At 75.4% G+C, this 25,244-nt stretch carries 20 protein-coding genes; 17 read left to right on the forward strand and 3 right to left on the reverse strand.

Annotation, left to right across the window (positions count from 1 at the left end; genetic code table 11):
* The first annotated feature begins 141 nt into the window (after positions 1–141).
* Complete coding sequence (locus ACN20G_RS13585) at positions 142–1,452, forward strand: hypothetical protein (protein WP_424213029.1); 1,311 nt, start codon at positions 142–144, stop codon at positions 1,450–1,452.
* Here the strand turns inward: ACN20G_RS13585 and ACN20G_RS13590 are convergent.
* The gene (locus tag ACN20G_RS13590) at positions 1,415–2,443 is read right to left on the reverse strand and encodes an ATP-binding protein (protein WP_424213030.1); all 1,029 of its coding nucleotides are present in this window, start codon (positions 2,441–2,443) and stop codon (positions 1,415–1,417) included. The two genes, ACN20G_RS13585 and ACN20G_RS13590, sit on opposite strands and share 38 nt — an antisense overlap.
* Before the next feature lie 107 nt (positions 2,444–2,550).
* Here ACN20G_RS13590 and ACN20G_RS13595 point away from each other — a divergent pair, with 107 nt between their 5' ends.
* A complete protein-coding gene (locus tag ACN20G_RS13595; protein WP_424213031.1) occupies positions 2,551–3,417 on the forward strand; it encodes an oxidoreductase in 867 nt (288 codons plus the stop codon).
* Positions 3,418–3,788: 371 nt separating this feature from the next.
* On the opposite strand, the gene ACN20G_RS13600 is transcribed toward ACN20G_RS13595, so the two are convergent.
* Positions 3,789–4,643 carry an HAD family hydrolase gene (locus tag ACN20G_RS13600; RefSeq protein ID WP_424213032.1) on the reverse strand — a complete coding sequence of 285 codons (855 nt, stop codon included), beginning with the start codon at positions 4,641–4,643 and terminating at the stop codon, positions 3,789–3,791.
* Positions 4,644–5,098: 455 nt separating this feature from the next.
* Here ACN20G_RS13600 and ssd point away from each other — a divergent pair, with 455 nt between their 5' ends.
* The 7 genes from ssd to ACN20G_RS13635 all read left to right on the forward strand — a co-directional run bounded on the left by ssd (position 5,099) and on the right by ACN20G_RS13635 (position 9,958).
* The gene (ssd, locus tag ACN20G_RS13605) at positions 5,099–6,265 is read left to right on the forward strand and encodes a septum site-determining protein Ssd (RefSeq protein WP_424213033.1); all 1,167 of its coding nucleotides are present in this window, start codon (positions 5,099–5,101) and stop codon (positions 6,263–6,265) included.
* Complete coding sequence (locus ACN20G_RS13610; protein ID WP_424213034.1) at positions 6,262–7,416, forward strand: TadA family conjugal transfer-associated ATPase; 1,155 nt, start codon at positions 6,262–6,264, stop codon at positions 7,414–7,416. Before ssd ends, ACN20G_RS13610 begins: the two co-directional genes overlap by 4 nt.
* Before the next feature lie 194 nt (positions 7,417–7,610).
* Positions 7,611–8,396, forward strand: coding sequence for a type II secretion system F family protein (locus ACN20G_RS13615; RefSeq protein WP_424213035.1), 786 nt, complete (start codon positions 7,611–7,613; stop codon positions 8,394–8,396).
* Between the two features lie 5 nt (positions 8,397–8,401).
* Positions 8,402–8,914, forward strand: coding sequence for a type II secretion system F family protein (locus ACN20G_RS13620; RefSeq protein WP_424213036.1), 513 nt, complete (start codon positions 8,402–8,404; stop codon positions 8,912–8,914).
* 42 nt (positions 8,915–8,956) lie between these two features.
* Entirely contained in the window at positions 8,957–9,169 is a 213-nt protein-coding gene (locus ACN20G_RS13625) for a DUF4244 domain-containing protein (protein ID WP_424213037.1), read from the forward strand.
* Positions 9,156–9,542: a TadE family type IV pilus minor pilin gene (locus tag ACN20G_RS13630; protein ID WP_424213038.1), complete on the forward strand. Its 387-nt coding sequence runs from the start codon at positions 9,156–9,158 to the stop codon at positions 9,540–9,542. Before ACN20G_RS13625 ends, ACN20G_RS13630 begins: the two co-directional genes overlap by 14 nt.
* A complete protein-coding gene (locus ACN20G_RS13635) occupies positions 9,539–9,958 on the forward strand; it encodes an Rv3654c family TadE-like protein (RefSeq protein WP_424213040.1) in 420 nt (139 codons plus the stop codon). Before ACN20G_RS13630 ends, ACN20G_RS13635 begins: the two co-directional genes overlap by 4 nt.
* Here the strand turns inward: ACN20G_RS13635 and ACN20G_RS13640 are convergent.
* Positions 9,945–12,389, reverse strand: coding sequence for a DEAD/DEAH box helicase (locus tag ACN20G_RS13640; protein ID WP_424213041.1), 2,445 nt, complete (start codon positions 12,387–12,389; stop codon positions 9,945–9,947). The two genes, ACN20G_RS13635 and ACN20G_RS13640, sit on opposite strands and share 14 nt — an antisense overlap.
* Positions 12,390–12,470: 81 nt before the next feature.
* Between ACN20G_RS13640 and bldG the strand changes: the two genes are divergently transcribed.
* From bldG to tmk, 8 genes are all read left to right on the forward strand, one after another.
* The gene (bldG, locus tag ACN20G_RS13645; protein WP_042812494.1) at positions 12,471–12,812 is read left to right on the forward strand and encodes an anti-sigma factor antagonist BldG; all 342 of its coding nucleotides are present in this window, start codon (positions 12,471–12,473) and stop codon (positions 12,810–12,812) included.
* A 114-nt stretch (positions 12,813–12,926) separates the two neighbouring features.
* Complete coding sequence (locus ACN20G_RS13650; protein WP_424213042.1) at positions 12,927–13,376, forward strand: ATP-binding protein; 450 nt, start codon at positions 12,927–12,929, stop codon at positions 13,374–13,376.
* Between the two features lie 231 nt (positions 13,377–13,607).
* Positions 13,608–15,599, forward strand: a complete 1,992-nt coding sequence (locus ACN20G_RS13655) for a hypothetical protein (protein ID WP_424213043.1) — start codon at positions 13,608–13,610, stop codon at positions 15,597–15,599.
* 167 nt (positions 15,600–15,766) lie between these two features.
* Entirely contained in the window at positions 15,767–16,348 is a 582-nt protein-coding gene (locus tag ACN20G_RS13660; protein WP_424213045.1) for a small secreted protein, read from the forward strand.
* A gap of 104 nt (positions 16,349–16,452) precedes the next feature.
* Positions 16,453–18,027, forward strand: a complete 1,575-nt coding sequence (locus ACN20G_RS13665) for a DUF7059 domain-containing protein (protein ID WP_424213046.1) — start codon at positions 16,453–16,455, stop codon at positions 18,025–18,027.
* A 162-nt stretch (positions 18,028–18,189) separates the two neighbouring features.
* Complete coding sequence (locus ACN20G_RS13670) at positions 18,190–18,387, forward strand: hypothetical protein (RefSeq protein ID WP_424213047.1); 198 nt, start codon at positions 18,190–18,192, stop codon at positions 18,385–18,387.
* Positions 18,388–18,849: 462 nt separating this feature from the next.
* Entirely contained in the window at positions 18,850–21,729 is a 2,880-nt protein-coding gene (topA, locus tag ACN20G_RS13675; RefSeq protein ID WP_424213048.1) for a type I DNA topoisomerase, read from the forward strand.
* 283 nt (positions 21,730–22,012) lie between these two features.
* Positions 22,013–25,156, forward strand: a complete 3,144-nt coding sequence (gene tmk, locus ACN20G_RS13680) for a dTMP kinase (RefSeq protein WP_424213049.1) — start codon at positions 22,013–22,015, stop codon at positions 25,154–25,156.
* The last annotated feature ends 88 nt before the right edge of the window (positions 25,157–25,244 follow it).

Below are 25,244 nucleotides of genomic sequence, written 5' to 3' on the forward strand. Positions count from 1 at the left end.
GCAAAAGGGCTAGTAATTAACACGCACGTGTGAATAAGCATTTCGGTCGGCTTGTCACATCTTCCTCAAACCCGACCGCATGGGACGTTGCGCCCGGAAGTCCCCTGCCCCGTGCAACACCGAGGAAGAGGTGAGCGGAACATGGCCGCCACGAAGAGAGTCGCCGCCGGTCTGATCGCCACGGCCCTGGCGATGGGAGCCGCCGGCTGCGCCGGCTCCGACGGCGCCGGCCCCGCGACCGGCGCCGGCCCGCAGGCCGCCCGCAAGGGGCCCGCCGCCCCGGCCGCCCCCGGCAGCGTGCTCAAGCTGATCGGCGACGGCTCGACCTCGTACACCGGGCTCCAGCCCAACGTGGCCGCCGCCGCCCGCAAGCTGGCCCCCGGCGAGAAGCCGCCGCAGTTCGTCGTCTTCTCCTGGGACGGCGCCGGCGAGGACAGCCAGAAGCTGTTCTCCCACTTCCGCGAGGTCGGCAAGGCCAACAACGCCCGCATGACCTACTTCCTCAGCGGCGTGTACATGCTGCCGGAGGAGAAGCGTTCCCTCTACACCGCGCCCCAGCACTCCCCGGGCCGCTCCGACATCGGCTTCGGCGACCTCCAGGGCATCAAGGACACCGCCGAACAGGTCCGCGGCGCCTGGCTCGAGGGCAACGAGATCGGCACCCACTTCAACGGCCACTTCTGCGGTCCCGACGGCGGCGTCGGCACCTGGTCGGTGGAGGAGTGGAAGAGCGAGATCAACCAGGCCAAGTCCTTCGTGAAGTCCTGGAAGTCGAATTCGGGCCTGAAGAACGAGAAGGCGCTCCCCTTCGACTACGACAAGGAGCTCATCGGCGCCCGCACCCCCTGTCTCGAAGGCCAGAAGAACTTCATGAAGGCCGCCAAGGACATGGGCTTCCGCTACGACTCCAGCGGCATCTCCAAGCAGATCTGGCCCAAGAAGACCGACGGCCTGTGGGACCTGCCGCTCCAGCTCGTCCCCATGCCCGGACGGGCCTTCGAGACCCTGAGCATGGACTACAACTACCTGGTCAACCAGTCCGGGACCACCACCCAGGGCGACCCCTCCCAGCACCAGTACTGGGGCGACCAGATGCGCGACGGCCTCCTCAAGGCATTCGACCGTTCCTACAACGGCAACCGCGCGCCCCTGATCATCGGCAACCACTTCGAGTCCTGGAACGGCGGCACCTACATGCGCGCCATCGAGGAGACCATCAAGACGGTCTGCGTCCAGAAGGACGTCCGCTGCGTCCCCTTCAAGGAACTCGCCGACTACCTCGACGCCCAGGACCCCAAGAGCCTGGAATGGCTGCGCACCCTGGAGGTCGGCCAGGCGCCGAAGACGGGCTGGAAGGCGTTCATGACGGCCGGCCCGCCCGCCGCCCCCGCCTCGTCCTCGGCGCCCGCCGCCGTCACGCCGGCTGAGGGGCGGTCGGACGAGGAGAGCTGACGAGCTCCCCGTCCACCGGTCCCGAGCGCTGCTCGCCGAGGACGAACCCGGGGTCGACCTGAGCCGCCAGGTCGACCCCGGCCTTCGCGTTGCCCCAGCTCTCGGCGTTGCGCAGGTGGAAGTGGACCATCTGACGGGTGTAGCGCTCCCAGTCCCGCCGCTCGTGCGAGTCGTCGGCGGCGTCCTGCAGGGCCTGCAAGGCCAGCCGGTTGCTCGCCTCCAGCAGCTCGAAGGGGGCCGGCCGGCCCTTCTCCACGGCCCGCACCCAGTCCGAGTGCCCCACCGTCACCAGCAGGTCCTCGCCCACCTCGTCCTGGAGGTACTCGATGTCGTCGGGGGTCTGCACCTTGTTGCCGATCACCTTCAGGGCCACCCCGAAGTCCCGCGCGTACTCCTTGTACTGGCGGTAGACGGAGACGCCCTTGCGGGTGGGCTCGGCCACCAGGAAGGTCATGTCGAAGCGGGTGAACATGCCGGAGGCGAAGGAGTCCGAGCCCGCGGTCATGTCCACCACCACGTACTCCTCCGGCCCGTCCACCAGGTGGTTCAGGCACAGCTCGACCGCGCCGACCTTCGAGTGGTAGCAGGCCACCCCGAGATCCGACTCGGTGAACGGGCCGGTGGCCATCAACCGGGCCGTCCCCCCGTCCAGTTCCACCGGCCGGGCGCAGGCCGCGTAGATCAGGTTGTCCTCGGTGACCCGCAACAGCCGCGAGCCGGCGCCCGGCGGGGTCGTCTTGATCATGGTCTCGGCGGAGGCGATCCGGGGGTTGGAGCCGCGCAGGTACTCCTTGATGAGCGGCAGGTGCGCGCCCATCGCGGGCAGCGACCCGGCCTCCTCCTCCGTCAGACCCAGGGCCGCGCCCAGGTGCTGGTTGATGTCGGCGTCCACGGCGACGACCGGGGCCTCGTTGGCGACGAGATGGCGGATGAAGAGCGAGGACAGCGTGGTCTTGCCGCTGCCGCCCTTGCCCACGAAAGCGATCTTCATGTTCACCAAGCGTAGTACCACGGCGACGGTGCGTGCCCGGGGTGAGTGAAGAAGACCACTCCAAGGTGGGGTCCTGGGGGCGGGGGGCGACTGCGTAGGCTGCTCGCATGAGCGCTTCCTCCGCCTCCCCCGCCCCGGCCGCCGCCGCGGACCCGTTGCTCGCCCTCGCCACGCTGCCGGGGGTGCCGGACGCGGTAGACGCGATGCGCAAGGCCGTGGACCGGGTGTACGGCCACCGCGTGATGCGACGCCGCGCAGGCGAGATCACCGGTGAGGCGGCCCTGCGCGGGGCGCGCGGCAGCGCGGCGCTGTCCGGCGCCGACTGGGCGCTGGAGGAGGTGCGCCGGCGCACCGACTTCGGGGCCGACGACGAGGCCCGCGTGGTGGGCGGGGCCCTGCGGTTGACGGCGGAGGCCGGGCAACTGCTGAGCATCTGGCGCCAGTCCCCGCTGCGGGTGCTGGCCCGACTGCACCTGGTGGCGGCCGGTGGCGCCCCGGCCGCCGACGCGGGCGTCGAGGGGGAGCGCGTGGGCCGGCCCCGGCTCGCCGGGGAATCGGTCGACGAGCCCCTGGTCGAGCTCCCGCTGCCGGGCGCGGCGGAGGTGGCGGCCCGGCTGGACGGGCTGTCCCGGCTGATCGTCGCGGGCGGCGCGGCCCCGGCGCTGGTGACGGCGGCGGTGGTGCACGGCGAACTGCTGGCGCTGCGGCCCTTCGGCTCCCACAACGGTCTGGTGGCCCGGGCGGCCGAGCGGATCGTGCTGATCAACAGCGGCCTGGACCCGAAGGCGATCTGTCCGGCGGAGGTGGGGCACGCGGAGCAGGGGCGGGCCGCGTACCTCGCGGCCCTGGACGGCTACGTCTCGGGGACCCCGGAGGGCATGGCCCTGTGGATCGCGCACTGCGGGCGGTCGGTGGAGCTCGGGGTGCGCGAGTCCACGGCGGTGTGCGAGGCGCTCCAGCGCGGCGCGGCCTGAGGCCGGAGCCCGGGCGGGCCGGGTCGGGACGAAAAAGCGCGGCGACACCGTCCTGCTCGTGGTGTCGCCGCCTGGCATGGGCGTCGAGTTACCAAGCGTCCTCGATGGTTGCCCATCAGGTCGGGAGCTCTGCCCGTTCCCTGGTGCGGCTGGCCCGTAATCGACGGGTCGACGTCGCGTGGGTGCTCGGCGTTCATGCAATGCGGTCCGTGTGGCCTTGCTGCGTTTTAAAGATGATCCTCTCGGATGTCCTTGGTCTCGCGGGCCGTTGACTCCTTTGTACTCCGATTCCGGGACGAACGAAACCCCTGGCCTCTTTCTTTACTTTTGGCTTCAAACACCCGTGAATCGGACATTCGGGTTCCCGCAGGTCAGGCGGAGGCCCGCCGACGGCTCGCGTACCAGACCAGCCCGGCCGTGGCGGCCGCCGCGCCGACCGCCGCCGCCGCGACCAGGGCGGGACGCGCGGGCATGGAGAACCCGGGCAGGCGCTGCTTGAGGCGCACGGGCCGGTCGAAGACCAGCACGGGCCACTCGCGGGCCACGGCCTCCTTGCGCAGGGCCCGGTCCGGATTGACCACGTGCGGGTGCCCCACGGCCTCCAGCATCGGCACGTCGGTGACGGAGTCGCTGTACGCGTAGCAGCGCGCCAGGTCGTAGCCCTCGGACTCGGCCAACTCCCGTACCGCCTCGGCCTTGGTGGGCCCGTAGGCGTAGTACTCGATGTCGCCGGTGTAGCAGCCGTCCTCGCCGACCACCATGCGGGTGGCGACCACGCGGTCGGCGCCCAGCATCGCGCCGATCGGTTCGACCACCTCGGCCCCGGAGGAGGAGACGATGACCACGTCCCGGCCGGCGGTGTGGTGGGCCTCGATCAGCGAGGCGGCCTCGTCGTAGATGATCGGGTCGATCAGGTCGTGCAGCGCCTCCGCGACGATCTCGCGCACCTGCTGCACGTTCCAGCCCTTGCACAGGGCGGACAGGTATTCCCGCATCCGTTCCATCTGGTCGTGGTCGGCCCCACCGGCCAGAAAGATGAACTGCGTGTAGGCGGTGCGCAGCACGGCGCGCCGGTTGATCAGGCCGCCCTGATAGAAGGACTTGCCGAAGGTGAGGGCGCTCGACTTCGCGATGACCGTCTTGTCCAGGTCGAAGAAGGCGGCGGTGCGGGGCAGCGGGCGCGGCGAGGGCTGGTTTTCCACGGGTCGAGCATATGCGCCCACCATTCGGCGTAAGGTGTGGCGCGTGGGTTTGCCTGAGAGGGCTCTCGGGTACACCATGGAAGTCACGGATCGTTCGCGACCGTGCTAACCCGGTCTGGCTCCTCCCCCCCCCGAGTCGGACCGTGGGGACGACCCCCGCTCTCCCCCCCGGCGGGGGTCGTCGCATGTCCGGACGCGGTTTGCCGCCTCCTTCGGGCCCTCGACGGCCTCATTCGTTCCCCCCTTCCCCAGGGCGCCACTCTCGGCGCGCGGGCTCCCGCGTCCCGACTTCCGTCACTCAGGGTAATCGCGCGGCGGCGCAGGGGGAACTCGCTCGTTGGGGTGAGGAAGTTATTCACAGGCTGTGGGTTGTCCACAGATTTCACTCAAGATCCACTTCTTTTTCCGTTCCCCGGCAGGGTGATTCCGCGTCGCGAAGTCCGTGACGGTGGATTTGTCGTGTGAAGGGGGCGGAGATCGTGCGTCGATCGAAGTCGAACGTGAACGGGCGGGCCGCGGAGTTCGCCGGTGCCGGGCCCGCGGCCCCGACCGCCGGGCCGTTGATCCTGACCCGTGATCCCGCGCTCGTCGAGGACCTCGCGCGGCTGTGCGCCGTCGCCGGCCCGGAGCCTCGGATCGCGGGCGGCGACCGCGACGGTCCCCCCGGGGACCCCGGCGGTGCCGAGGGGCCGGCGGCCTGGCGGGACGCGCCCCTGGTGCTCGCGGGCCCGGACGCCGCCGACCGGTATCCCCGTCGGCCCCGCCGCCAGGGCGTCCTCATGGTGGCCCCCGCCCCGGTCGACGCGGCCGAGGAGGCCGACCTGTGGCGGCGGGCCGTCGCCATCGGGGCCGAGGACGTCCTGTTCCTGCCGGCCGCGGAGGCCCGGCTCCTGGACCGGCTCGCGGACCTCGCCGACGGGCCCGGCCGCCCCGCGCTCACCGTCGGCGTCCTCGCGGGCAGCGGCGGCGCCGGGGCCTCGACCCTGGGCGCGGCCCTCGCCCTCGCCGCCGCCCGCGACCGCGCCCCCAGCACCCTGATCGACGCCGACCCCCTCGGCGGGGGCCTCGGTGCCCTCCTCGGCCGGGACCCGGCCCCCGGGCTGCGCTGGCCCGAGATCGCCGGGGTGCGCGGCCGGATCGACAGCCGGGCCCTGGCCGAGGCCCTGCCCGCCCAACGCGGGGTCCGCTGCCTGACCTGGGAGGGGCCCGAGCGGCGACCGCCGATCCGCCCCGACACGATGGGCGCCGTGCTCGACGCCGCCCGCCGGCGTGGCGGGTGCGTGGTCGTGGACCTGCCGCGCGCCCCCGACGGGCCGGTCCTCGCGGCCCTGGACCACCTCGACCTCCTGCTGCTCGTGGCGGACGCGGAATCCCGCCGGATCACGGCCGCCCACCGCACCGCGCAACCCCTGCGCGACCGGGTCACCGACCTGCGGGCCGTGGTCCGGGACCGGGGCCGCGCGGGGCCCGCCCCGAGCGCCGTCGCCGCGACCCTCGGCCTGCCGCTGGCCGGGGAACTGCCGGAGGACCCCGGACGCCGGGAGCGTCCCGGATTCCGCCGGGGCGACCCCCTCGCCAGGTTTTCCACAGCCCTGTGGGCGCGGCTGCGCGGCCCCCGGGAACCGGAGGAGGTGCGCGCCGCGTGAGCGCCCCACTCCTGGACGCCGTCCGCCGGCACCTCGTCGAACAGGGCGCCGAGCCCACGCCGGCCCGGGTGGCCGCCGCGCTGCGGGCCCAGGGCCCGATGCTCGGCGGCGCCGAGGTCCTGGGGGCCACGGCGGAGCTCCGCTCCGAACTCGTGGGCGCCGGCCCCCTCGAACCGCTCCTCGCCGATCCCGAGGTCACCGACGTGCTCGTCGCGGCCCCCGATCGGGTGTGGGTGGACCGGGGCCGCGGGCTGGAACTGACCGCCGTCACCTTCCCCGACGCCGCGGCCGTGCGCCGACTGGCCGGACGCCTGGCCGCCGCGGCCGGCCGTCGGCTGGACGACGCCCGCCCCTGGGTGGACGCCCGGCTCCCTGACGGCACCCGACTGCACGCCGTCCTGCCGCCGGTCGCCGTGGGCTGCACCTGCCTCTCCCTGCGGGTCCTGCGCCCGCGAGCCTTCACCCTGGCCGAGTTGACGGCCGCGGGCACCCTGCCCGTCGGCGGGGAGGCGGTGCTGCGGGCCGTGGTCGAGGCCCGGCTGTCGCTGCTGATCTCCGGTGGCACGGGCACCGGGAAGACCACCCTGCTCGGGTGCCTGCTCGGTCTCGTGGGGCCCGGCGAGCGCATCGTCGTGGCCGAGGACTCGGCCGAACTCCGCCCGGACCACCCGCACGTGGTGCGGTTGGAGGCCCGGCCCGCGAACCAGGAGGGCGCGGGCCTGGTCACCCTCACCGACCTCGTGCGGCAGGCCCTGCGGATGCGGCCGGACCGGCTGGTCGTCGGCGAGGTGCGGGGCGCGGAGGTCGCCGACCTGCTGGCCGCGCTCAACACCGGGCACGCCGGCAGCGCGGGCACGGTCCACGCCAATACGGCCGCGCAGGTGCCGGCCCGGCTGGAGGCCCTCGGCAGCGGCGCCGGACTGGACCGGGCCGCGTTGCACAGTCGGCTCGCGGCGGCCGTGGACCTGGTGCTGCACCTCGTGCGCGACCGGCGGGGCCGGCGTCGGCTCTCCGAGATCCACCTGCTGGAACGCGCCCGGGAAGGCCCCGGGTGGGTGCGCACCGTGCCCGCCTTGAGCTGGGGTCCGGACGGGTTCGTCCGGGACGTGGGCTGGGACCGGCTGCGGGCCAGGCTGGACGGTCGGCGGTGACCGGCGGGTGGGCCCTGCCGGTGGCCGGGGCCGTCGGATGCGCGGCGCTCCTCTGGCCCGGTCGCCGAGCCAGAGCCTGGGGGACGGGCGCGGGCGGGCTCGCGCGTCGGCCGTCCGGCCCGGGCCGGGCGGTGCGGGTCGTGGACCGGCGGGGGCGCGGGGCCGGGGCCACCGGGGGGCCGGGGACTCGGGCCGTGTGGGCGGCGCCGGTGCTGGGCGCGGCGGTGGGGTGGTGCGGGGAGTCCCTCCTGCCCGTGGCGGCGGGGCTGTTGGCCGTGCCGGCCCTGCGGGCGGCCGGGCGTCGTCGGGCGGGGGCGAGGCTGCGGCGGGCCCGTGAGGACACGGTGCTCGATCTGTGCGGGGCGGTCGCGGCCGAACTGCGGGCCGGCTCCCAACCGGACGGGGCGCTGGTCGCCGCCGCGCGACCGCCGGGGGCGCCGGGCCCGTCGGGCGACCGGCCCGGCCCGTGCGGCCCTGGTTCGGTGGGGTGGTGGGCGTGGGTGCGGGGCCGGTGGGAGCGGGCCGGCGTGCCGAGGGCGCCGGACCCGCCCCGGTGGCCGGTGCCCACCGGGATCCTCGCGGCCGCGACCTTCGGCGGGGACGTGCCCGGGGCCCTGGCGGAGGCGGCCCGGGAACCGGGGGCCGGGGGTCTGGCGGGCATGGCCGCGTGCTGGCGGGTGGCCGCCGACGGCGGTGCGGGCCTGGCCGGGGGTCTCGACCGGGTCGAGCGGGCCCTGCGGGCCGAGCGGGACGAACGGGAGGCGATCGAGGCCCGGTCGGCCGGCGTGGGGACCACCGTGGGCGTGTTGGCGGCCCTGCCCGCGTTCGGCCTCGCCCTCGGGACGGCCCTCGGGGCCCGTCCGCTGTGGGTGTTGCTGCACACGGCGCCCGGCTGGGCCTGCCTGCTGCTCGGCGGGGCCTTCGAAGGTGTGGGGATCTGGTGGTGCCGGCGCATCCTGCGCGGCGCGACGAAGGGGTGAGCGATGTGAGCGGTGTGACGAGGGTGGTGCGGGCCGGTGTCCGGGTCGGTGGCAGCGCGGGGAGAGAGGGGGATCGGTGGGGGCGTGAACTTCCGCTCGCGGCCGAACTCCTGGCCTCCTGTCTGATCGCCGGCGCCGATCCGGTGGACGCGGCCGAGGCGGTGGGACGCGCGCTGGGCGGCCCGGTCGGGCGGGCCTTCGCCCGGGTCGAGGCCGATCTGCGGCTCGGTGGCGAACCGGCGGCGGCCTGGGCCGGGTTGGGGGCGCGGCCCGGGGCCGCGCGGTTGGCGGGCTGTCTGGAGCGGGCCGCGCGCAGCGGGGCTCCGGCGGCCGAGGCGGTGGGCCGGATCGCCGAGTCCATACGGGCCGAACGCGGCCGGCGCGCCGTGGCGCGGGCGGCCCGGGCCGAGGTCCTGGTGACGGTGCCCGTGGGTCTGTGCTTTCTGCCCGCCTTCCTCGCGTGGGGCGTGGCTCCGGTGGTGATCGGGATGGCGGCGACGCTGCTGTCCGGGAAATGAGGGGACGTCATGGGGCGTGCCGCAAGGGAGAGGAAGACGGAGATGGGTGTGGGAACGGACGTGCTCGTGGGCCGGGTCCGGCGGGTGTGGGCGGGACGGGTGCGCGGGGACGAGGGGATGTCGACCTCCGAGTACGCGATGGGGACCATCGCGGCCTGCGGGTTCGCGGCGGTCCTGTACAAGGTCGTGACCAGCGACGCGGTCTCCGGGGCACTCGCGGCGGCCGTGCAGCGAGCTCTCGATGCGCCGTTCTGAGGGCGCGGCCGGCCCCGATCGGGGCTATGTGACGGCCGAGGCGGCGCTGGTGATCCCGGCCTTGGTGCTGTTCGTCGGGCTGCTGGTCTGGGCCCTGTCGGCCGTGGCGGTGTCGTTGAGGTGCGGCGACGCGGCCCGCGTCGCCGCGCGGGCGGCGGCCCGTTCGGAGTCGCCCGCGACCGTCGCGGAGTTGGCGCGGGCGGCGGGTCCGGCGCGGGCCCGGGTCACGGTCGAACGGGAGGGGGAGCTGTGGCGCGTGACGGTGCGGGCCCCCGCCCCGGGGCCGGTCCCGCTGCCGGGCGGGGTCTCGGGTCGGGCGGTGGCCTGGGCCGAGGACGAGATCGGCACGGCCGGGGAGGGGAGGGGCGGATGAGCCGGACGGGCGCCGGCGTGGCGCGGGGGAGGGGGGACGCGGGGTTCGCCACCGTGTGGGCCCTCGTGATCGTGGCGCTGACGATGGTGGTGTTCGGCGCGGTCCTGGCGCTGGGGCACGTGACCCTGGTGCGCCAGCGGGTCGCCGGCGCGGCCGATCAGGCGGCCCTGGCGGCGGCGACGCGGTGGCGGGGAGGCGAGGACGCGGCCTGTGGCGCCGCGCGGCGGGTGGCGGGGGAGTGGGGTGCGCGGCTGACGCGGTGTTCGGTCGAGGGGGAGGTGGTACGCGTGTGGGTCGAGGGGCGCCCGGGGCCGTTCGTCCCCAGGACCGAGGCCCGCGCCGGCCCACCCCCCGAGCCCGTCCCACCGATCCCACCGGCCGTCCCGGGCCCCGGCGAGGACCTCAGTGGTCGGTGAGGAGGCGGGTGAGGAGGCGCAGGGCGCCCCGCTTGTGGAGGGGGTCGTTGCCGTTGCCGCACTTCGGGGACTGGACGCACGAGGGGCAGCCCGCCTCGCACTCGCAGGCCGCGATGGCGTCGCGGGTGGCCGTGAGCCAGGGACGGGCCTGGTGGAAGGCGCGTTCGGCGAAGCCGGCGCCGCCGGGGTGGCCGTCGTGGACGAACACGGTCGGGGCCTGGGTGTCGGGGTGCAGGGGGATCGAGACCCCGCCGATGTCCCAGCGGTCGCAGGTCGCGAAGAGCGGCAGCAGGCCGATGGAGGCGTGCTCGGCCGCGTGCAGGGCGCCGCCGAGGATCTCGGGGGAGATGCCGGCCCGGTCGAGCTGGTCCTCGGTCACCGTCCACCAGACGGCCCGCGTGCGCAGGGTGCGCGGCGGCAGGTCGAGTTTGGTCTCGCCCAACACCTCGCCGGTGATCAGTCTGCGGCGCAGGAAGGAGACGACCTGGTGGGTGACCTCCACCGAACCGAGGCAGAGCCGGGCCGGGCCCCACGGGACCTCGGTCTCGGTGTCGAGCACGCTGATCGAGGTCACGTCGCGGGCCGTCGTGGAGTACGGCGGATCGGCGCGGTGGACCAGGGCCACCGAGTCCGTCAGGTCGAGTTTGTCGACCAGGTACGTGCGGCCCTGGTGCAGGTGGACGGCGCCCTCGTGGACGGCGCTGTGGGCGGCGGTCTCGTCGACCGTGCCGAGCAGCCGCCCGGTCTCGTTCTCCACGATCTGCACCGGCCGGCCACCCGTGCCCCGGATGTCGGTGAGGTCCGAGGCCCGCTCCCGGCGGGTCCAGTGCCAACCCGTGCTCCGCCGGCGCAGCAGCCCGGCCCGCTCCAACCGGGGCAGCAGCTCGGGCGCGGACGGGCCGAACAGGTCGAGATCGGGCTCCGTCAACGGCAGTTCGGCGGCGGCCGCGCACAGGTGCGGGGTGAGGACGTAGGGGTTGTCCGGGTCCAGCACCGTGGCCTCCACGGGCCGGTCGAACAGGGCCTCCGGATGGTGCACGAGGTAGGTGTCCAAGGGGTCGTCGCGGGCCACCAGTACGGCGAGGGCGCCCTGACCGGCCCGACCCGCCCGACCGGCCTGCTGCCACAACGAGGCGCGGGTGCCGGGGTAGCCGGTGATGAGGACCGCGTCCAGTCCGGCCACGTCCACGCCCAGTTCGAGGGCGGTGGTCGCGGCCAGGCCCAGCAGCTCACCCGAGTGCAGGGCGGCTTCCAGCGCCCGGCGCTCCTCCGGGAGGTAGCCGCCCCGATACGCGGCGATCCGGCCGGGCAGGCTCCGGTCCACCTCGGCGAGGCGTTCCTGCGCGATCAGCGCGATCAGCTCCGCTCCCCGCCGCGACCTGACGAACGCGACGGTCCGAACGCCCTGGACCACGAGGTCGGTGAGCAGCTCGGCGGTCTCGGCGGTCGCGGTGCGACGCACCGGCGCGCCCTTCTCGCCGGTGCGTTCCGTCAGGGGCGGCTCCCACAGCGCGAACACGAGCTCCCCGCGCGGGGAGCCGTCGTCCGTCACGGCCGTCACGTCCAGGCCGACCAGCCTGCTCGCGGCCGTCGCCGGATCCCCGGCGGTCGCGGAGGCCAGCAGGAACACGGGCTCGGATCCGTAGCGGGCGCACAACCGGCGCAGCCGGCGGATCACCTGCGCCACGTGGCTGCCGAACACGCCCCGGTAGGTGTGGCACTCGTCGATCACCACGTAGCGCAGCGCGCGCAGGAAGGAGGACCAGCGGGCGTGGCCGGGCAGGACGCCCCGGTGCAGCATGTCGGGGTTGGTGAGCACGAGGTTGGCGTACTGGCGCACCCACTCGCGTTCCTCGACCGGGGTGTCCCCGTCGTACACGGCCGCCCGCACCGCGTGCCCCAGGGGCGCGGCGAGTTCACGGACCGCCCGCCGCTGGTCGGCGGCCAGGGCCTTGGTGGGCGCCAGGTACAGGGCGGTGGCCCCGCGACCGTTCGCGGCCCGGGCCCCGTCCGCGAGGGCGGAGAGCACGGGGGCCAGATAGGCCAGGGACTTGCCCGAGGCCGTGCCGGTGGCGACCACCACCGAACGCCCGTCGAGGGCGTGCTCGGCGGCGGCCGCCTGATGGGTCCAGGGGTGCTCGATGCCGTGCGCGCCGATGGCCGCGATCACGTCCGCGCGGATGCGGTCGGGCCAGACCGCATGACGACCCGCTCGCGGGGGCAAGTGCTCCGTATGGGTGATGCGTGCGGCGCGGGACGGGCCCCCGACGAGGCGGTCCAGGACCGTGTCGGGGCCGGGTCGGGAGTCCCCCGGTGCCGCGGCCGGCCCGGGTCGATGAGTATTGGCCATTGGAACCGAGTGTGTCACCGGTGTGCGGGACAATGGACCAAAGGCGTCGTGCGCGCCTGCCGGTAAGTGATTGAATGCCATCGCGGCAGCCGATCCCTTTCCCGCCTACGGTGGGGAAGGCCCCTGGGGGGCGCCGCTCGATAGCAAGGTGCTGGAGGATCCGTGGACCTGTCCCTGTCGACTCGCACTGTCGGCGATCGTACGGTCGTTGAGGTCGGTGGCGAGATTGATGTGTATACCGCGCCCAAGCTGCGCGAGCAGTTGGTCGAGTTGGTGAACGACGGCAGCTACCACCTGGTTGTCGACATGGAGCGGGTGGACTTCCTCGACTCCACCGGTCTCGGCGTGCTCGTGGGCGGCCTGAAGAGGGTGCGCGCGCACGAGGGCTCGCTGCGGCTCGTCTGCAACCAGGAGCGCATCCTGAAGATCTTCCGGATCACCGGTCTCACCAAGGTGTTCCCGATCCACACCAGTGTGGACGACGCCGTCAACGCCACCGACTGACGGGGTCGGCCGGGCCCACCGGTCGATCGCAGGAGAACCATCGACGGGGGCGTCGGGCCGGTCGACCGGCCCGTGCCCCTGTTCGTCACGCCCGAAGTCCGAGGGGGATGCGCAATGGCCACCGTGGAACTCCGCTTCAGCGCCCAGCCCGAGCACGTGCGGACGGCCCGGCTCGTGGCCGCCGCCGTCGCCCGTCGGGCCGGGGTCGACGAAGCCGTGCTCGACGAGGTCAGACTCGCCGTGGGCGAGGCGTGTTCGCGTGCCGTCGGACTGCACCGCACCCACGGGATCGGGTCGCCGGTGCGGGTGGTGCTGACGGAGGAGGAGAAGAGCTTCTCCATCGAGGTCGGGGACGAGGTCCCGGGCCCCGAGAGCGGGGCGATCGGGTCGGAGCCGGTGCCGGCGATCGACGCCGTCCTCGACCCCGACATCGAGGGCGAGGACGAGATGGGCCTCGCCGTGATCAGCGGCCTGGTGGACGACGTGGCCGTCACCACCGGCGCCGGGGGCGGCGCCATCCGGATGACCTGGCCCCTGCACGGTTCCGGCGCGCTGAGCGGCTGAGCCCGCGCGCGGCCCCGGGCCGCGCCCACGACGGACCCCCGACGGGCCCGCGCCGTCCGGCGCGGGCCCGTCCCCGTCTGCGCCGACCGGGCGATTCGGCATGTCATCGGGCCCGCCGGCGGGCGATCTGCGGGAAGCTCGCCTTTCCGTCCGCACCGTCCGCACGGCCCGCGGCGTGCGCGCTGCCGTCGCCGTCGGGGCCGGTGGGACCCCGCACGCCCAGGAGCACGCATGACGGGACTCCTCCCCCCGCCCGGAACCGCCCACGGCCCGGGCCCCCTGGCCGCCGCCGTCCTCACCGAGGACAACCGCCTGCTCCTGCTCGCCCTCGTCGCCCTCGCGGGTGTCGGGCTCGCGCTCGCCCGGACGCTGTACCGGCGGGCACCGGCCGGGCCGGCCGACGGGGCCGGGCGCGCGGCGCCCGCGGCCGATCCCGGGGACCGGCTGCCGGCCCTGACGGCGCTCGCGGTCCTCGGCTTCTGGGCCCTCTTCCCGCTGCCCGCCGACACCTGGTCGGAGCGGGCCGGCCGGTCGGCGTTCTTCCTGCTCGGGGCCCTGTTCTCGGTCGTGACCGGGTACGTGGCGGCCGGGTCGGCGGCCCGGCCGGGCCCGCGTCCGGCCGGCGCGGCGGTGGTCTGCGCCCTCGGCCTCGGCGTGCTCGGCACCTCCGGGGCGGTCCTCGTGTACGCCGCCGACGCGCCCCGGGTGCTGACCGGATACGCGCTCGGCGCGGCCCTCGTCGCCGTGTTCGTCCGCGCGACGGGCCGGACCGCCGGCCGGGTCGCGGACCTCGTGGAGTCCCAGGCCGTGCTCGCGGTCGTGGCCCTGGCCGCGGGGCAGACGGTGCTCGGGGACCTCGGGCTGGTGCTCGCCCCGGTGTGCGCGGCGGCGGGCCTGCTCGCGGCGGTGCTCGGCGCGTTCCTCGCCCCGCGCGGGCCGCTGCTGTGGGCCGTGCCCTGCCTGCTCGGGCCGGTCGGCGCGGTGTGGTCGGCGGCGCCCGCGCGGTACGCGGAGCTGCGCGGGATCGGGAGCGCCGACCTCGCGCGCGCGGCCGGGGACCCCTGCGTCACGGTGTCGGCGGCCCTGGCCCTCGGGCTCGTGCTCGCGCTCCTGGCCGGCCGGCTCGGCACGGAGGCCGCGCGCGCCGCGGACCGGGAGCGCCGACCCCTGCTGACGGGCCTGTGCGCGGCCGTGCCGCTCGGCCTCGCGGGCCTCCTCGCGCCGCTCCTGTTCGACGCCCCGGCCGCCCTGGTGCCGTTCGCGGCGGCGCTGGTCGGCGTCGGCCTGGGGCTGGGGCACGGGGCCTTCGCGGCGGCCGGTGTCCGGGTGCCGAGGCTCGCCGGGGCGGTGTCCCTGGTCGGGGCGCTCGCCCTGCTGGGGGCGTACGCGGCGGTGGTGCGCACGGCGTGGCGGGCCACGGGCCGGGGGGAGGGCGCGTTCGACGTGCTGCTCGACCCCACCCGGATCGGGAACCCGGTCGGGGCCGGGCTCGGGCTCGCGGCGGTGCTCGTCTCGGCGTGGGCGGCGGCCCGACCGGCGGGCCGGCGGGTGTGGGCGGCGCCGGCGCTGCTCGGCGCGGCGCTGCCCCTGGCGCTGGGCTTCGGGTTCGGCGCGGGCGCGCCGGCCTGGTGCGCGGCGGCGGTGCTCGGCTGCGGGGTGGTCGCGGCGGTCCTCGGCCCCGGGGCCGGGACGGGTGTGCGGGCCGGGATCGGGCGGGTTTGGGGGCCGTTCGCGAAGGTCCTGGGGCTGGTCGCGCTGGTGATCGCGCCGGCGGCGGTGTGGGTGGGGGCCGGTGCGCCGGGCGGGCCCGCGTGGGTGCGGTGGGCCGTGGTGGGAGTGGCCGGGGCGGTGGCCCTCGGCGCGGTGGTGGCCCTGGTGGTCGGGGTGCGGCGGGGCGTGGACGGCGGGTTCGGGCCGGTCGGTGGGGAGCTCGGGGCGGGGGCCCTGTGGGGCCCGCCCGCGTGGGCCGTCCCGGTCCCGCCCGCCGCGACCTGGGGCGGAACGGGCGCTGCCGGTTCGGGTTGGGGGGTGCCGGCCGCGTCGGACGGGCGGGCCGTGCCGGTCGGGGTCGGGGATCTCACACCCGGGGTCCCCTCCGTGCCCGCGCCGGCGCCCGCCGGGGACCGGGACGAACGCCCGCCGCTCGACACCCCGGACCCGGGAGGGGTCGGCGCGCCGACCGGGCCGACGCCGGCCGACTCCGAGGCCCCGCAACGCGACTGACGGCGTGTCGGGCCCCGGCGGGTCGCCGGGACCGGCTCCGGCGGCGGGGCGTGCGACCGAATGGCGGACCGGCGGCGCGATGCGACGCGTCGTCAGTCCGCCTTGACGCACGGGCGATCGGGCGCCGTGTAGCCTCCGGGCCGAGAGCCACGGAAGGGACCGATCCGGTGAAGAAGAAGGCGAACAGGCTGACGGCCGCCCTGACCGGCGGCGCGGTGCTCGCGCTCGTGCTGACCGGCTGCGGCGGCGGCGACGAGGACGCGGAGGCCAAGAAGAAGACCGACGCCTGGGCCAAGACGGTGTGCGACGCCTGGAAGCCCGAGGTGGAGAAGATCCGCAAGGCCGAGGAGGACATCAAGAAGGTGTCCGGCGACGCGACCAAGCCGGAGGAGGTGAAGACCGCCGACTCCGCGGCCTTCGGCAACATCGCGGCGGCCTACAAGGCGCTCGGCGCGGCCGTCACCAACGCGGGGGTGCCCCCGGTCTCCTCCGGGAAGTCGGCGCAGACCGAGGCCGTGGGCAAGTTCGACAAGACCTCCCAGGGCTACACCGCCCTCAAGACCCGCATCGACGCCCTCGACACCAAGGACCAGGCGAAGTTCGCCAAGGACCTCGGCGAGATCGCCAAGGGCATCGACCCGCTGGTCACCGAGGCCAAGAGCGGGTTCGAGCAGCTCGACAAGGCGGGCCTGTCGGCGGCCATGAACGCGCAGCCGGGCTGCAAGGACACCGCCCCCGCCAAGAGCTGAGGCCGCCGGTCGGCGGGCGTCCGGCGTCGGGCGCCCCGCCCCGGACGTTCGAGGCGGGCACGGGCCGTGCCGGTGTGGCCGGCCCGTGCGGGTCGCCCGCCACAATGGGGGACGTGAGTACCAGCAGCCTCCCCCGTCTCCCCGCATCCGATCGCGCCGCGTCCCTGCGCGCCGCCCTGCTCGCCGCCGGCTTCACCTCCGACGGCCTGCTCGACCTGCTCGGCGCCCCCGCGTACGCCGCGCTCGCCCGCAGCGAGACCGTGCCGGCCCTGCGGGCCACCCGTTCCGGGGGCCCGCAGGCGACCCTGACCCGGCTGTTCCTGCTGCGGCGGCCCGTGCCGGAGGCGGAGGCGGCGGCCGTGCTGCCGGTCGCCGAGGCCCTGGCCGACGGCTGGCTGCGCCGGGTCGACGGGGCGGGCGCGCCGGACGAGAAGGCCGGCGAGTGGCTGGCGGCGACCGTGGACGTGCGGCCGTACGCCGGGCCCGACGGCGAGGACTGGTTCATCGTCTCCGACCTCGGCTGCGCCGTCGGCGGGGCCGGGGGGATCGGCAGCCGCGAGGAGGGCGTGGTGCTCGGGGTCGGCGGGGCCTCCACCACCCTGGCCGGGATCACCGTCCGTGAACCGGTGGGTTCGGTGCTCGACCTCGGCACCGGCTCCGGGATCCAGGCCCTGCACGCCTCCGCGCACGCCACCCGGGTGACCGCCACCGATGTCAACCCGCGGGCCCTGGAGTTCACCCGGTTGACCCTGGCCCTGTCCGGCGCCCCGGCCGCCGACCTGCGCGTCGGCTCCCTGTTCGAGCCCGTGGGCGAGGAACGCTACGACCTGATCGTCTCCAATCCGCCCTTCGTCATCTCCCCCGGCGCCCGCCTCACCTACCGCGACGGCGGCATGGCCGGCGACGAACTCTGCCGCACCCTCGTGCGGCGCGCAGGGGAGCACCTGAACCCCGGGGGTTACGCCCAGTTCCTGGCCAACTGGGAGCACACGGCCGACGAGGACTGGCGCGAGCGGCTGCGGGGCTGGCTGCCCGCCGACTGCGACGCGTGGATCGTGCAGCGCGAGACCCAGGACGTGACCCAGTACGCCGAACTGTGGCTGCGCGACGGCGGCGATCACCGGGAGGACCCCGAGGAGTACGCGCGCCGCTACGAGGACTGGCTCACGGAGTTCGAGGGGCGCGGGGTGAGCGCCGTCGGCTTCGGTTGGCTGACCCTGCGCAAGCGGCCCGCCGGGGCCGCCGACACCGAGCGCACGATCGTCATCGAGGAGTGGCCGCACCCGATCGAGCAGCCGCTCGGGCCCTGGGTGGCGGCCCAGTTCGCGCGCTGGGACCACCTGCGCGAGCACGACGACGCCGGACTCCTCGCCGGGCACTTCCGGCTCGCCGACGAGGTCGTGCAGGAGCAGGTCGGGCTGCCCGGCGCGGAGGACCCCGAGCACGTGGTCCTGCGGCAGAACCGGGGCATGCGCCGGGCCACGAAGGTGGACACGGTCGGCGCCGGGTTCGCCGGGGTCTGCGACGGCACGCTGAGCGCCGGGCGGATCCTCGACGCCATCGCGCAGCTCGTGGACGAGGACCCGGTCGTGCTGCGCGACCGCACCCCCGAGGCGATCCGGATGCTCGTGGACCAGGGCTTCCTGGAGCCGGTGCCCGCGGCCGACGCCGGGCGCTGACCGGCATCGCCCGGCCCCCGGGTGGGCGGTCGCGTGCCGGCGGCGCGCCGTTCACCCGGGGTTCGCGCCCCGTACCCCGGGGGCTGCCACGCTCACTGCCACCAGCGGATCCGGGGGGATCCACGAGCGGCTCCGGGGCGTCCGGGGGGACGGGGGGACCACATGGAGACCGGACCGGCGATCTTCGCCTCGGTCGTGTTCCTGCTGTTCGGAGCCGCTCTGCTGGTCTGGACCACGGGCAGGCTGCTGCACCGCGCGCCCGTCGCGCTCGGGGTGCGCCCCGCGCTCGCCGTGCCCCTGACCATCGGCGCCGGGCTGCTCTCGGTCGCCCTCGGCCTCTGGTGCGCCGCCCGGATCTGACCCGGCTCCGCCCGGATCCGAGACGGCTTCGCGCGGGCCGGGACACCCCGGCGCGCGCCCACCCGCGCGCGGGGCGACCGCCTCGCGCGCCCCGGGAATGCGATCTCGAACACCCCACCGGACCCGGGGCACGCCGGCCGCGCGCTCGGGTCCCGAACGGGTCGCGCTCGCGCCCCGCTCCCGTCACGATTACCCCGAGCCCTGCGGGCGCACGGCTGTGACCAGCGCCGAAGCCTCCGAGCGGGGACCCCGCTCGGGCGCGGCCAGACGGCCCTTCCACCACTCTGCCCGGTGATCGGCGCGCGCCCGGCGGGACATCCGGGCGGCAGAACCGGCACTTGTCGGGTTACCGTTCGAGTGGCCGTTGCGGGCTTGTGCCGTTTGACACGGGGGCGGGTTGTACCGTCACACTCCGCAGCGTCGCCGAAAGCGACCGAGTGCCGACCGGAGAGAAGAGCCAAGTTGTCCCCGACCAGCGAGACCGCAAAGGGCGGCCGGCGACTCGTCATCGTCGAGTCCCCTGCCAAGGCGAAGACGATCAAGGGCTACCTGGGCCCTGGGTACGTCGTCGAGGCGAGCGTCGGGCACATCCGCGACCTCCCCAACGGCGCCGCCGAGGTGCCCGAGAAGTACACCGGAGAGGTCCGGCGGCTCGGCGTGGACGTGGAGCACGACTTCGCGCCCGTCTACGTCGTGAACTCCGACAAGAAGGCACAGGTCAAGAAGCTCAAGGAGCTGCTGGCCGAATCCGACGAGCTCTTCCTCGCCACCGATGAGGACCGCGAGGGCGAGGCCATCGCGTGGCACCTCCAGGAAGTCCTCAAGCCGAAGGTCCCCGTCCACCGGATGGTCTTCCACGAGATCACCAAGGACGCCATCCAGGCCGCCGTCGCCAACCCGCGCGAGCTGAACCAGCGCATGGTCGACGCCCAGGAGACCCGCCGCATCCTCGACCGCCTGTACGGCTACGAGGTCTCGCCGGTGCTGTGGAAGAAGGTCATGCGCGGCCTGTCCGCCGGCCGCGTGCAGTCCGTCGCCACCCGCCTCGTCGTCGAGCGCGAACGCGAGCGCATCGCCTTCCGCTCCGCCGAGTACTGGGACCTCACCGGCACCTTCGGAACCGGACGCGCCGCCTCCGACGGCGACCCTGCCTCCCTCGTCGCCCGCCTGCACTCCGTGGACGGCAAGCGCGTCGCGCAGGGCCGTGACTTCGGCCCCGACGGCCGGCTCAAGGGCGACGTGCTGCACCTGGACGAGGCGAACGCCCGCGCCCTGGCCGCCGGTCTCGCCGAGACCGCGTTCGCCGTGCGCTCGGTGGAGTCCAAGCCCTACCGCCGCTCCCCGTACGCCCCGTTCCGCACCACCACCCTCCAGCAGGAGGCCAGCCGCAAGCTGGGGTTCGGCGCCAAGGCCACCATGCAGGTCGCGCAGAAGCTGTACGAGAACGGCTTCATCACCTATATGCGCACCGACTCCACGACCCTCTCCGACACGGCCGTCACGGCCGCCCGGGCGCAGGTCACGCAGCTCTACGGCGCCTCGTACCTGCCGGAGAAGCCCCGGGTCTACGCGGGCAAGGTCAAGAACGCGCAGGAGGCGCACGAGGCGATCCGCCCCTCGGGTGATCGTTTCCGCACCCCGGCCGAGACCGGCCTGACCGGCGACCAGTTCCGGCTCTACGAGCTGATCTGGAAGCGGACCGTCGCCTCCCAGATGAAGGACGCGGTCGGCGACTCCGTCACCGTCCGGATCGCCGGGCGCGCCGCCGACGGCCGGGACGCCGAGTTCACCGCCTCCGGCAAGACCATCACCTTCCACGGGTTCATGAAGGCGTACGTCGAGGGCGCCGACGACCCGAACGCCGAACTCGACGACCGCGAGCGCCGGCTGCCGCAGGTCGCCGAGGGCGACGCGCTCGGCGCCGAGCGCATCGAGGCCGACGGGCACGCCACCAAGCCCCCGGCCCGCTACACCGAGGCATCGCTGGTCAAGGAGCTCGAAGAGCGCGAGATCGGCCGCCCGTCCACCTACGCGTCGATCATCGGCACGATCCTGGACCGCGGCTACGTGTTCAAGAAGGGCACCGCCCTGGTGCCCTCCTTCCTCTCCTTCGCCGTGGTCAACCTGCTGGAGAAGCACTTCGGCCGGCTCGTCGACTACGACTTCACCGCCCGCATGGAGGACGACCTCGACCGGATCGCCCGGGGCGAGGCCCAGTCCGTGCCGTGGCTCAAGCGCTTCTACTTCGGCGAGACCGAGGGCGCGGGCGCGCCCGCCGGCGCCGCCGACGCCGGCAACGGCGACGGCGACCACCTCGGCGGCCTGAAGGAACTCGTCACCGACCTCGGCGCGATCGACGCCCGGGAGATCTCCTCCTTCCCGGTCGGCGACGACATCATGCTGCGGGTGGGCCGCTACGGGCCCTACGTGGAGCGCGGCGAGAAGGGCGCCGAGGACCACCGCCGGGCCGACGTGCCCGAGGACCTCGCCCCCGACGAGCTGACCGTCGCCTACGCGGAGGAGCTCTTCGACAAGCCCAGCGGCGACTTCCGCCTCGGCACCGACCCGATCAGCGGCCACGAGATCGTGGCCCGCAACGGCCGGTACGGCGCGTACGTCACCGAGGAGCTGCCCGAGGGCACGCCGAAGACCGGCAAGAACGCCGTCAAGCCGCGCACCGCCTCCCTCTTCCAGTCCATGTCCCTGGACACGGTCACCCTGGCGGACGCCCTCAAGCTGATGTCCCTGCCCCGGGTGGTCGGCGCCGACGCCGAGGGCGTGGAGATCACCGCGCAGAACGGCCGCTACGGCCCGTACCTGAAGAAGGGGACGGACTCGCGGTCGCTGGAGACCGAGGACCAGCTCTTCACGATCACCCTGGAGCAGGCCCTCGCCATCTACGCGCAGCCCAAGCAGCGCGGTCGCGCCGCCGCCAAGCCCCCGCTGAAGGAACTGGGCACCGACCCGGTCAGCGAGCGGCCCGTGGTCGTCAAGGACGGGCGCTTCGGCCCGTACGTGACGGACGGCGAGACGAACGCGACCCTGCGGCGCGAGGACGACGTCGAGACCATCACCCCCGAGCGCGGCTACGAGCTGCTGGCCGAGAAGCGCGCGAAGGGACCGGCGAAGAAGGTCGCGAAGAAGGCGCCGGCGAAGAAGACCGCCGCCAAGAAGACCACCGCGACCAAGACGGCCGCGACGAAGAAGACGGCCGCCAAGAAGACCGCGGCCACCAAGACCACGGCCACGAAGACGGCGGCGAAGAAGACCACCACCGCCAAGAAGACGACCGCGGCCGCGAAGAAGACGACCGCGGCGGCGAGCGCGACCGCCGAGGACTGATCGGCGGGAGTAGGAGCCGAGTGACGCACGCGGGGCCGGGCCCCGTCCCTTTCGGGGACGGACCCGGCCCCCGGCGCGTTCCGCGGCGGACGCGCGGGCCGGTTGTACGGCGTGTCGCGCGCGTCGGCGGCGGAACCGGAAGCTCCCCGTCCGGCCGTCGGCCGGGTGCTCCCGGGCCCGCGCCGGCCCGCCCGGCCCAACCGGAACCACCCGCCCGGGTCCCCGCCCCCGCCCGGACCCGCTCGGCCGCCGCACACCCCTGCCCAACGGCTAGGCTGGGCGGATGACGCGAACCGAGCAACCGACGGCCGTCACCCCCACCTACGACGAGGCCCTCGCCGCGGACTCCCGCGAGCGGGCGGTGCGCGCCCTGCTGCGCACCCCCAGGCTCCGCCGGCTGTGGAGCGCCCAGGTGGTGAGCGGGGTCGGCGACGCCCTCGCCCTCCTCGTCCTCGTGCTGCTCTCGCTCCAGGCCGCCGTGGACACCGCGGCCTTCGGCGGCGGCTACCGGGGCGTGGCGTTGGTGGTCGCGACCGTGTTCGCCGTCCGCGCCCTGGCCGTACTGCTCTCCGGCGCGGTGCTGCTCGGCCCGCTCGCGGCACTGCTCGCGCCGGGCGGGAAGGTCGACCGCCGCTGGACCATGATCGGCGCGGACGGGGTGCGGCTCGCGCTGTTCGTCGTCGCGCCGCTCTGGCTCGACTGGCTGCCCGACCACGCGCTGATCCCGCTGCTGGCCAGCGTGTTCGTCGCCGGGATCGCCGAACGCCTGTGGACCATCGCCAAGGACAGCGCGGCCCCTGCCCTGCTGCCCGCGCCGCCCCCCGAGGGCGACGCCGTGCGGCCCCTGCCCGACCACCTCGACGCGCTGCGCCGGCTGAACCTGCGCACGAACTTCGCGGCCCTGCCGGTCGCGGCGGCCGTCCTGCTGCTGTCGGTGCTCGTCGGCAAGGCCCTGGGGCTGGGCGTGGACTGGTTCGCCGAGAACCACACCGCCCTGGGCTCGTACGTGGCCGCCGGGCTGTTCGCGGCGGGGATCTCGCTGCTGCTGCCGCTCGTGCTGCCCGAGACCGACACCCCGCGCCCGCGCTCCCCGCTGGAGGGGTTGCGCCCGCCGAAGGCCGGGGACCGGCCCGACAAGGGCCGCACCGGGGCGGTGCCGCTGCTGGTGCTCGCGTGCGCGGCGGTGACCGGGGCGATCGCGAGCGCGGTCGCGGTCGCGGTGCTGCACGCCTTCGACCTCGGCGGCGGACCGGCCGCGTTCGCGCTGCTCGTGCTCGCGCTGCTCGGCGGCGTCGGCGGCGGGATCGCCGCCGCGCGCGGCGGCCGGGTGCTGCCGGGGCTGTCCCGGCGCCGGCTGTTCGCGCTGGCCATCGCGGTGAGCGGGGTGGCGCTGCTGCTCACCGGACTCGTGCCGGACACCGCCACGGTGATCATGCTGTCCTTCGTGGCCGGGCTCGCGGCCGGTGTCGCCGCGAACATCGGGCACGCCCTGCTCGACCAGGAGAGCGAGGAGGCCCGGCGGCCCCGGACCACCGCGCACCTCCAGGCGGCGGCGCGGGTCGCGATGGTGCTCGGCGGGGTCCTCGCCCCGCTGGTGGCCGGCGGGATCGGCCCGCACCGCTTCGGCGCGGCCGACGGGCGGGTCGGACCCGGCGAGATCGTGTTCGCGCACGGCGGCGCCGCGTACGCCCTGATGCTCGTCGGCGCCCTGCTGCTGCCGGTGGCCGCCATGGTGATCACCAAGGGCGACGACCGGTCCGGAGTGCCGCTCGGCCGCGACCTGCGCGAGGCGCTGCGCGGCGGGGAACCGGCCCAGGCCGCCTCCGCCACCGGCTTCTTCATCGCGCTGGAGGGCGGCGACGGGGCCGGCAAGTCCACGCAGGTCAAGGCGCTGTCCGAGTGGATACGGAGCAAGGGCCACGAGGTGGTCGTCACCCGCGAGCCCGGGGCCACCCCGATCGGCAAGCGGCTGCGCTCCATCCTCCTCGACGTCTCCTCGGCCGGGCTGTCGAACCGGGCCGAGGCCCTGCTGTACGCGGCGGACCGCGCCGAACACGTGGACACCGTCGTGCGGCCCGCCCTCGAACGCGGCGCCGTCGTCATCACCGACCGCTACATCGACTCCTCCGTCGCCTACCAGGGCGCCGGCCGCGACCTCTCCCCGACCGAGATCGCCCGGATCTCGCGCTGGGCCACCACCGGACTGGTGCCGCACCTGACCGTGCTGCTCGACGTGTCCCCCGAGGCCGCCCGCGAACGGTTCACCGAGGCCCCCGACCGGCTGGAGTCCGAACCCGCCGAGTTCCACGAGCGGGTCCGCGCCGGCTTCCTCACCCTGGCCGCCGCCGACCCCGGCCGCTACCTCGTCGTGGACGCGGGCCAGGACCCCGAGACCGTGGCCACCGCCGTCCGACACCGGCTCGACCGGATACTGCCGATGTCCGCCGACGAGATCGCCGCCCAGGTCGAGGCCCGGCGCAAGGCCGTGGAGGAGGCCCGGCTGGCCGCCGAGGCGGAGGCCGCGCGCAAGGCGGAGGAGGAGCGTCGCCGGCTGGAGGCGGAGGCCCAGGCCCGGGCCGAGGCGGAGGCCGCGCGCAAGGCCGCCGAGGAGGCCCGGCTCGCCGCCGAGGCCGAGGCCGCGCGCAAGGCCGAGGAGGAGCGTCGCAGGTTGGAGGCGGAGGCCCAGGCCCGGGCCGAGGCGGAAGCCGCGCGCAAGGCCGCCGAGGAAGCCCGGCTGGCCGCCGAGGCCGAGGCCGCGCGCAAGGCGGAGGCCGCACGCCGCGAGGCCGAGGAGAAGGCCCGCGCCGCCGAGGCCGAACGCCTGCGGCTCAAGGCCGAGGAGGAGGCCCGCGAACGGGCCGAGGCCGAGGCCCGCCGGCTGGAGAAGCAGCGCAAGGCGGAGGCCGCCCTGCTGCGCGCCGAGGAGGCCCGCCGACTGGCCGAGGCATCGGCGGCCAAGGCGCGCGCCGAATCGGAGGCCCGGGCCAGGGCCGAGGAGCGGGAGCGGGCCCGGATCGAGGCGGAACAGCGCCGCGCGCGCGAGGAACGCGAGGCCCGGGAGGCCCGGGAGGCGGCGGCCCGGCTCGACGACGCCGTCACCGTCGAGACCCCGATCGTGGTCCCCGACCGGCGCGTCGTGCACCCCGACGACATCACGCAGACCGTGCCCGTCCCCACGGTGGACCCGGCCCGCGGCGCCGAGGACGAGACCCGGGTGCTGCCCCGGATCGGCCCCGGCACCGGGCCCGGCTCCGACGACGCCACGCGGGAACTGCCCGTGCTCGACGACCGCGGCCGGCCCGTGCGCGGCGGCGGACGCGGCCCGGAGGGCGACCCCAGCCTGGCCGACGAACTCTTCGGCGGCGGCGGATCCGGCGCCGACCACGAGGACGAGGGGCCCGCGCGCGGCGGCCGCCGGCGCCGCTGACGCGCCCGCCGGGCGTTGACGCCGGGCGTCGTCGGCGGGCGTTGTCAGTGGCGTCCGCCACCATGGGACCGACACCCGTCACAGCGGG

This window comes from Streptomyces dryopteridis, from assembly GCF_049606955.1.
Lineage (GTDB): Bacteria > Actinomycetota > Actinomycetes > Streptomycetales > Streptomycetaceae > Streptomyces.

What these genes read in the sequence shown, in the direction of transcription:
- ACN20G_RS13635 (WP_424213040.1), top strand. Translation starts at nt 9,539, where the DNA reads ATGAGCCGGACGGGCGCCGGCGTGGCGCGGGGGAGGGGGGACGCGGGG.
- ACN20G_RS13640 (WP_424213041.1), bottom strand. Translation starts at nt 12,389, where the DNA reads ATGGCATTCAATCACTTACCGGCAGGCGCGCACGACGCCTTTGGTCCA.
- ACN20G_RS13630 (WP_424213038.1), top strand. Translation starts at nt 9,156, where the DNA reads ATGCGCCGTTCTGAGGGCGCGGCCGGCCCCGATCGGGGCTATGTGACG.
- ACN20G_RS13595 (WP_424213031.1), top strand. Translation starts at nt 2,551, where the DNA reads ATGAGCGCTTCCTCCGCCTCCCCCGCCCCGGCCGCCGCCGCGGACCCG.
- ACN20G_RS13650 (WP_424213042.1), top strand. Translation starts at nt 12,927, where the DNA reads ATGGCCACCGTGGAACTCCGCTTCAGCGCCCAGCCCGAGCACGTGCGG.
- ACN20G_RS13655 (WP_424213043.1), top strand. Translation starts at nt 13,608, where the DNA reads ATGACGGGACTCCTCCCCCCGCCCGGAACCGCCCACGGCCCGGGCCCC.
- ACN20G_RS13670 (WP_424213047.1), top strand. Translation starts at nt 18,190, where the DNA reads ATGGAGACCGGACCGGCGATCTTCGCCTCGGTCGTGTTCCTGCTGTTC.
- ACN20G_RS13600 (WP_424213032.1), bottom strand. Translation starts at nt 4,643, where the DNA reads ATGGTGGGCGCATATGCTCGACCCGTGGAAAACCAGCCCTCGCCGCGC.
- ACN20G_RS13590 (WP_424213030.1), bottom strand. Translation starts at nt 2,443, where the DNA reads ATGAAGATCGCTTTCGTGGGCAAGGGCGGCAGCGGCAAGACCACGCTG.
- tmk (WP_424213049.1), top strand. Translation starts at nt 22,013, where the DNA reads ATGACGCGAACCGAGCAACCGACGGCCGTCACCCCCACCTACGACGAG.
- ACN20G_RS13665 (WP_424213046.1), top strand. Translation starts at nt 16,453, where the DNA reads ATGGGGGACGTGAGTACCAGCAGCCTCCCCCGTCTCCCCGCATCCGAT.
- ACN20G_RS13585 (WP_424213029.1), top strand. Translation starts at nt 142, where the DNA reads ATGGCCGCCACGAAGAGAGTCGCCGCCGGTCTGATCGCCACGGCCCTG.
- ACN20G_RS13625 (WP_424213037.1), top strand. Translation starts at nt 8,957, where the DNA reads ATGGGTGTGGGAACGGACGTGCTCGTGGGCCGGGTCCGGCGGGTGTGG.